This window comes from Sandarakinorhabdus cyanobacteriorum (genome assembly GCF_002251755.1).
GTDB classification, from domain to species: Bacteria; Pseudomonadota; Alphaproteobacteria; order Sphingomonadales; family Sphingomonadaceae; genus Sandarakinorhabdus; species Sandarakinorhabdus cyanobacteriorum.
The window spans coordinates 1-6996 of the sequence record NZ_NOXT01000044.1 but is presented as its reverse complement, the minus strand read 5'-3'; the positions used below and the strand labels follow the sequence as shown (position 1 = coordinate 6996).

General features: G+C 62.8%; 8 protein-coding genes. 4 read left to right on the top strand and 4 right to left on the bottom strand.

All coding sequences use genetic code 11. The annotated features are described in order from the left end of the window. Positions 1-221: 221 nt before the first annotated feature. Positions 222-1343 (bottom strand): Fic family protein, encoded by a 1122-nt coding sequence (locus CHU93_RS00990; protein WP_094472356.1) that lies wholly within the window; start codon positions 1341-1343, stop codon positions 222-224. Positions 1344-1448: 105 nt separating this feature from the next. On the opposite strand from CHU93_RS00990, the gene CHU93_RS00985 reads away from it, so the two are divergent. Then, a complete protein-coding gene (locus tag CHU93_RS00985) occupies positions 1449-1613 on the top strand; it encodes a hypothetical protein (RefSeq protein WP_341476551.1) in 165 nt (54 codons plus the stop codon). 77 nt (positions 1614-1690) lie between these two features. Here the strand turns inward: CHU93_RS00985 and recD2 are convergent, their stop codons facing one another. After that, positions 1691-3868, bottom strand: a complete 2178-nt coding sequence (gene recD2, locus CHU93_RS00980; protein ID WP_094472354.1) for an SF1B family DNA helicase RecD2 — start codon at positions 3866-3868, stop codon at positions 1691-1693. A gap of 96 nt (positions 3869-3964) precedes the next feature. On the opposite strand from recD2, the gene CHU93_RS00975 reads away from it, so the two are divergent. Together CHU93_RS00975 and dinB are read left to right on the top strand one after the other, a co-directional pair. After that, complete coding sequence (locus CHU93_RS00975) at positions 3965-4273, top strand: hypothetical protein (RefSeq protein WP_133064266.1); 309 nt, start codon at positions 3965-3967, stop codon at positions 4271-4273. Between the two features lie 37 nt (positions 4274-4310). Then, on the top strand, positions 4311-5396 hold the full coding sequence (gene dinB / locus CHU93_RS00970; RefSeq protein ID WP_094472352.1) for a DNA polymerase IV: 1086 nt from the start codon (positions 4311-4313) through the stop codon (positions 5394-5396). 66 nt (positions 5397-5462) lie between these two features. Here the strand turns inward: dinB and CHU93_RS00965 are convergent, their stop codons facing one another. Beyond that, positions 5463-5966 (bottom strand): RES family NAD+ phosphorylase, encoded by a 504-nt coding sequence (locus CHU93_RS00965; RefSeq protein ID WP_094472351.1) that lies wholly within the window; start codon positions 5964-5966, stop codon positions 5463-5465. Beyond that, positions 5963-6445, bottom strand: a complete 483-nt coding sequence (parS, locus tag CHU93_RS00960; RefSeq protein WP_094472350.1) for a type II RES/Xre toxin-antitoxin system antitoxin — start codon at positions 6443-6445, stop codon at positions 5963-5965. Before parS ends, CHU93_RS00965 begins: the two co-directional genes overlap by 4 nt. Before the next feature lie 224 nt (positions 6446-6669). On the opposite strand from parS, the gene CHU93_RS18215 reads away from it, so the two are divergent. Beyond that, positions 6670-6960, top strand: coding sequence for a WGR domain-containing protein (locus CHU93_RS18215; RefSeq protein ID WP_133064265.1), 291 nt, complete (start codon positions 6670-6672; stop codon positions 6958-6960). Positions 6961-6996 lie beyond the last annotated feature (36 nt).

Below are 6996 nucleotides of genomic sequence, written 5' to 3'. Positions count from 1 at the left end.
GCAGCCAGCAAGGCGGTCCAGAAACGGGGAGCAGGTCACAGTCGTCAATGCCTAAAAAATGCATAAGTGCACTGCAGGGGCGGCAACCTGCAGCGCGGCAAGCCCAGAGGCTTGGTCTCGGCCGAATTTAAGGCAGCCAGGCCCACGGCATCAGCTCGCCGATCTTTGCCGGTGCTGATCCGTGAGGTTGATGCAAAAGTGCTAAGCCACACCGCCCGGGATCATGGTGTTTGCATCTTTGCCCCAGTCATCGCGAGGGAGTAGCTGGTGCTCCGCCCGCCGCCAGGCTCTTTGACGAGGATGCCTCGTTGAACAAGATCGGTGATATCGCGCAGCGCAGTGTCAGATGACGTCTTGGCGATCGCCGCCCATTTCGTGTTGGTCAGCTTGCCCTCGAACCCGTCCAGCAGCCGGTTGATCACCTTGCGCTGGCGCTCGTTCAGTGGCTGCGCCGCTGCCGCCTCCCAGAACCGTGCCTTGCGCATGACGCCGGCCAAGATGGTTTCGGCATTGTCGAAGGCGCGGTCGAGACAGCCGATGAACCAGAGCAGCCACTGCGTGATGTCGGTGGAACCCTTCTGCGTTGATTCCAGGATGTCGTAGTAGGCATTACGCTCGGCCCTGATCTGGGCGGACATGCTGTAGAACCGCTGCGAGGTGCCTTCGGCGCGCGCAAGCGCCAGGTCCGCAATCGCGCGGGCGATGCTGCCATCGCCATCGGCAAACGGGTGGATGGTTATGAACCAGAGGTGGGCTACACCGGCTTTCAGCACGGGATCTGGCTGTGCCTTCTCGAACCAGTCGAGAAAGCGAGCCATCTCAGTCTCCAGTCGTGCTGCGTCGGGGGCTTCGAAATGGATCCGTTCACGGCCAACCGGACCCGACACGACCTGCATGGGGCCCTCTTCGCCTGTGCGCCACGCCCCGACGACAATCTTGCGCATGCCGCTCCGGCCGGTCGGGAAAAGGGCCGCGTGCCACCCTTGCAATCGTTCGGCTGTGAGCGGCGCTCCATAGCTCTGCGTGGCATCCAGCATCATCTCGACAACGCCTTCGACGTTGCGATCTGCTGGCGCCACTGCGCCGATATCGAGGCCGAGACGGCGGGCGATCGAGGAGCGCACCTGGCCACGGTCCAGGACCTCGCCTTCGATCGCGCTTGACGTGATCACATCCTCGGTAAGGGTGCGCAGGACAGCTTCCTCGCGCAATGGAAAGCCAAGCGCCTCCATGTGCCCGATCAGGCGGCCTTGCCGATGACGCACGGCGGCGAGCGCTTGGGCCAGCTGCGCATCACTCCAGCGCAGGTTGGGCCAGTCCGCTTGCTCGTGGATATATGTCATGATCGCCGCATCCTTTGCGGCGATTATAGGGCTTATTCACCGCGGGCGGCAAGAACATTCGCCGCATGATATCCGGGGAATGATGCCCCTATTCACCGCAGATCTGTGTCGCTGGGCTGCCGTGCCAAACTGCCTGAGCTTCCGGTTGGCGCGCGCGTTCGCATCCTGCCGAACCACGCCTGCGCCACTGCGGCCCACCATGCGGGCTATCATGTGATCAATGCGGCGTGCGAAGAGGCGCTCTGGTGGCCAAGGAAGCCTGGCTGGTAGAAACCGGCCGCTCTGTAGCCAGCACTGCCGGTCCCAATATCGCTGCTGTCCGGTAGTACCGCGGATGGTCTGGCCGATCAGGCCTGCGCCAGCCACTCATTGAGCTTTGACCAGCGCCTGCGCCCCGAGGCGTTCTTGACCGCGATTGCGATCGCGCGCGTCTGCCCGACCAGCACCACCAGCTTCTTGCCGCGCGTCACCCCCGTGTAGAGGAGATTGCGCTGCAGCATGGTGAAGTGCTGGGTCATCACCGGAATGACCACCGCCGGATATTCCGACCCCTGGCTCTTGTGGATCGTCGCCGCGTAGGCCGGGACCAGCGTATCGAGTTCACCGAAGGCGTAGGTGACGGTGCGCCCGTCAAAATCCACGGCCAGCTCCCCCTCGCCGATATCGACGGCCTCAATGTAGCCGATGTCGCCGTTGAACACGTCCTTGTCGTAGTCGTTCTCGATCTGCATGACCTTGTCGCCGGGCGCGAAGGTCCAGCCAAAGCGTTCCACCTTGGCCGTCGGATTGGGATTGAGCGCGGCCTGCAGTTCGATGTTGAGGGAACGTGCTCCGACCCCGCCCCGGTTCATCGGGCACAGCACCTGGACATCGCGGATGGGGTCGAGGCCGAACCGGCGCGGAATATGCTTGCCAACCAGGTCGATGATCTTGGGTACGGCCTGCTCGGGCTCGGCCGCTGCCACGAAGTAGAAATCCGTCTCGCCCTCGGGGCGGCTGAGGGCGGGCATGCGGCCGCGATTGATCTGGTGGGCGGTGGTGATGATCCGGCTTTGTGCTGCCTGTCGGAAGACCTCGGTCAACCGCACCACGGGCAGTGCGCCTGAGCCAATGATGTCAGCCAGCACCTGACCAGGGCCTACCGATGGCAGCTGGTCGATATCGCCGACAATCAGGACGGCTGCCCGGTTGGGGATGGCCTTGACCAGCGATTGCATCAGCATGACGTCGACCATCGAGCTTTCGTCGACCACCAGCAGATCGCAGTCGAGCGGATTGTCCTCGCCGCGCTTGAAACCGAAGGCCTTGGGGTCGAACTCCAGCAGGCGGTGAATGGTCTTCGCCTCCATCCCGGTGGCCTCGGTCATGCGCTTGGCAGCGCGGCCCGTGGGCGCGCAGAGCAGCAGCTTGATTCCCTTGGCGGCCAGAATACGCAGGATGGCATTGACGATGGTGGTCTTGCCCACCCCCGGGCCGCCGGTGATGACGGTCACCTTCGAGTGCAGCGCCGTGGCCACCGCCGCGCGCTGGCTCGGAGCCAGCGTAAGACCCGTTCGCTGCTCGATCCACGGCAAGGCCTTGTCCGGGTCGATGGCGCCCCACGGTACCGCGCCATCGCGCAGTCGCCCCAGATGCGCCGCGATAGCCTTCTCGGCATGATAAAGACCGCCCAGGAACACGCAGTCGGTTTCGCCGACGCGGTCGGCAATGACAGTGCCATCACCAAGCTCCAGCTCAAGCGCTGTCTCGATGAGCGCCGCATCGACTTCAAGCAGCTTGGTGGCCAGGGCCTTGAGCTCATTGACCGGCAGCCCGCAGTGGCCCTCGCCCATGGCTTCGGTCAGCGCGAAGGAAATGCCAGCGCGCAGGCGCACCATGGCCGTCGGGGCAATGCCCAGCTTCTGCGCAATGGTGTCGGCCGTCCGAAAACCGATGCCCCTGATATCGCGGGCAAGGCGATAGGGGTTCTCGGTCATCACTTGGACGGCATCAGCCCCATAGGTCTTGTAGATCCGGACTGCGCGCGCGGTGCCGACGCCATTGCTGTGCAGGAAGACCATGATCTCGCGGATCACCTTCTGCTCGGCCCAGGCGCCGATGATCTTGGCGGCACGCGTCGGGCCGATACCGGGCACCTCGCGCAGCCGCTCGGGTGCCGTCTCGATGATGTCAAAGACTTGCTGCCCGAACTGCTTGACCAGGCGCTTGGCGTAGACCGGGCCAATGCCGCGGATCATGCCGGATGCCAGATATTTCTCGATGCCCGCCGCCGAGGAGGGCTCTGCGGTTTTCAGAAAGCGGGCCTTGAACTGCAGCCCATGGTTGCGATCGTTCACCCACTCACCGGTTGCGGTGATCCACTCGCCCGCCGAAATCATGGCGGCATGGCCCACCAGCGTAACAAGGTCGCGGTGCCCGCGCGCCTTGACGCGCAGCACGCAAAAGCCGCTTTCTTCGCTGTGGAAGGTCACCCGCTCCACATTGCCAACCAGCATCTCGCCAGCGGCCGGGCTCGCCTCACTCATGTCCCGCGCCTGCTGTCATTGCTGCCCGCAAGGCGCGAGGCTGTTTTTGAACCGGCCCATTCCATGTCTGGCAACGTAGCACGATGGATGCACGATGTGATCGCCGTCCTGCATCCGAATGCGCGCACCCGGCGCCGCACATGGTGGGTCATCAGCTTGACAGCAGCCAAGGCCGTTCATCAAATGTTCCATATGCAAGACTCGCTGCCAGACGAATTTCTGACTGACCTGGTCATCGGTCTGCGCATGATTTCGCAATCGCCACGCCGTGACTATGCCTCGAGGTTGACCCTTGATCGTGATCGCGGATCAGCGCGGATCGCTGCAAGCCTGATGGAGCATCTCCAGCGCTGCGGCTACAAGATCGAACCACCGCCGTCGGCACCCATGCAAATGAGCCGGTGATGCGCTTGGCATCGTGGCGAGACGGGTAAGCAGTGAGATGGTCACTGACCGCAAGATCATCCACATCGACATGGACGCGTTCTATGCGTCCGTGGAGCAGCGTGATGATCCCTCGCTGCGCGGGCGCCCGGTTGCCGTTGGGTACGCTGCGGCCCGTGGTGTGGTCGCTGCTGCCAGCTATGAGGCGCGACAATTCGGGGTTCGGTCGGCACTGCCCTCGGTGACGGCGATGCGGCGCTGCCCGGATCTTGTCTTCGTGCCGCCCCGCTTTGAGGTCTACCGCGCAGTATCTCGGCAGATCCACGAGATCTTTGCCCGCTACACCGACCTCATCCAGCCCCTGTCGCTCGACGAAGCGTATCTCGATGTAACGGCCAACAAGCGCGGCCTCGCTACGGCGTGGCTGACCGCCAAGGAGATCCGGGCTGCTATCCTGGCAGAAACGGGTCTCACGGCGTCGGCCGGCATCTCGTACAACAAGTTCCTGGCCAAGCTCGCTTCCGACCACCGCAAGCCTAATGGCCAGTTCGCGGTAACGCCCGACATGGGTGAGGCGTGGGTCGACACGCTGCCTGTGAGCCGCTTTCACGGGGTCGGACCGGTTACAGCGGAGAAGATGAAGCGCCTGGGCATCGAGACAGGTGCGGACCTTCGCGCCAAATCGCTGGAGTTCCTGCAGCGCCATTTCGGCAGTTCCGCTGGGTGGTATTATGCCATTGCCCGCGGTGAGGATAACCGGCCCGTTGAACCCAACCGGTCGCGCAAGTCGTCGGGGTCCGAGACAACATTCGACCGCGATCTGACCGAACCCGCTGAAATCGAAACCGGCGTGCTTCGCATGGCCGACGACGTCTGGCGCTGGTGCCAGTCGCGACAGGCGTTCGGGCGCACTGTGACCGTGAAGGTCAAATATGCTGACTTTCAGCAGATTACGCGCAGCCGCAGCCAGCCGGGGGCCGTCACCACGCGGGATGCGCTTCACCGCGTCTCACTCGAACTGATCAACTCTGTTCCGCCAGCCCCGAAGGGCATCCGCTTGGTTGGTGTGACCGTCTCAAACTTCGTTCAGACGGAAGATATGCCGGAAAGCGAACTGCCGATTTTTGCTGGCGCTGCTCCGTGATGCTTGGTTCACGGGCGCTGCGCCTTGGCCTGGCCTTGGCAGGCCTTGCGGAGTCGCGGCTGCTCATCACTGCTTGGGGTTGTGTAGCCGCGGATCAAGCACGAAGGGCACCTGCCGCTCTTCGCGATAGCCCGTGGCGGCACGCACAGGGTCAAAGACCAGATTCCAGCTGAACCGTGATGGCACGCTTGGGAAAGCTACAAAGTCGTACTGCGCAAGCAACGCGTCGCCAAAGGCCTGTTGTCCCGTGCTTGGAATCCCCGGTTCCAGCCAGGACCTTTCCGGGACAGCTTCTGGCGTCACGACATGAATGTTTGCCGCATTGAGGATCTCGGCCGCGGTCAGCGTGTGGGGTACGGCATCAAGGGCACGAAAGCCCTTGTGTACCGCCACTTCGAGGATGGCTGTCGCCGGATCGAACGCAGTATAAACCGCCCGTCGCCCTTTCGAGTTCCAGCGACCACCAACGCGGTAAGCGCCTTCGCCGCTGTCCCAGCTCTGAGCGTGCTCCGCCAAGTCGAGACGCCAGATGAGGAGCGGTCCACCCAGCGCAAAGGGGAGGGGGGTCACGCGTAGACGCCGTACTCGAGCCGCTCGAGGTGCTCTTCGACCAACTCAACCCCGGCGGGGGTCGTCAGCAGATCAACCGGCCGCCGCTGATCCAAGGCCATGGCGGGCTGGCTGAGCCAGCGCTCGGCTTCTTCCTGAGAGCCCAATACGCGTGTGGCCTTAGCCAGGATCTCGGCAAACTTCCACGCACGGCCGCTCTGCTCCTGACTGAGCACCTTTGGGCCGGTGTCCTTCTTGCGACGCTGAAAGGTGCGCAAGCTGATGCCCATGGCCTTTTCCATCACATCAGCTTCGCGCATGAACACGATAGAACCGATCAGATAGGTGAGAGCTCCGCTATCCAAGCCAATCTCGATCGCGCGATGCACATCAAGACGTGATCGCACCTGTGACCGGAAATGACGCTTGCCGCCAAGCAGCTTAACCGCGCGGTCGAGATCAGATGCGGGCTCGGCAGAGATTGCAGCGTTGCTGGCCATGATGACTGTCCGTCAAGTGTCGCCGTTTAAATGACAGATGACGCCAATCCTCGCAAGCGCTGCCGTGATAATCCCAGCGCGAAATGAGAGCCTGTGGCAGTGCCCACGGCTTGGCCAAGAGGCGAGGGTAGGGGGCTGTGTTGATCGATATGGTGAATCACCGTGACCCCATTGATTCAAAATCCTCGTGAGCCACGCCATGTGCCGTTTGCTACACCTTCGCGATGAGCGAGCGCCTGACCGACCTTACTGTACAAACCCATATCCTTCTGGCCGCGGTTGATGATGCGCGCAACGTTCGGCGAAGTTATGCAATCTCACGGGAGTGTGACCTGTTTGGCTGGCACGTCGTGACCTGGGCGTGGGGGCGAATTGATAGCCGGCCCAAGTACCGTAGCTGTGCCTTTCCTGCAGAGCAGATGGCCATCAGGTTCACACGGCGGCTACTGGCCAGGCGGTCAACCGCACGGCGGCGCATCGGCGTTGCTTATAGACCAATGGTCCAGACGGCTTAACCCGCCTTATTCATGAGCCTTCCTGTCAGGGCGTTG

Coding starts and splice junctions, on each gene's coding strand:
- CHU93_RS00990 (WP_094472356.1), bottom strand. CDS start 1,343: ATGACATATATCCACGAGCAAGCGGACTGGCCCAACCTGCGCTGGAGT.
- recD2 (WP_094472354.1), bottom strand. CDS start 3,868: ATGAGTGAGGCGAGCCCGGCCGCTGGCGAGATGCTGGTTGGCAATGTG.
- dinB (WP_094472352.1), top strand. CDS start 4,311: ATGGTCACTGACCGCAAGATCATCCACATCGACATGGACGCGTTCTAT.
- parS (WP_094472350.1), bottom strand. CDS start 6,445: ATGGCCAGCAACGCTGCAATCTCTGCCGAGCCCGCATCTGATCTCGAC.
- CHU93_RS18215 (WP_133064265.1), top strand. CDS start 6,670: ATGAGCGAGCGCCTGACCGACCTTACTGTACAAACCCATATCCTTCTG.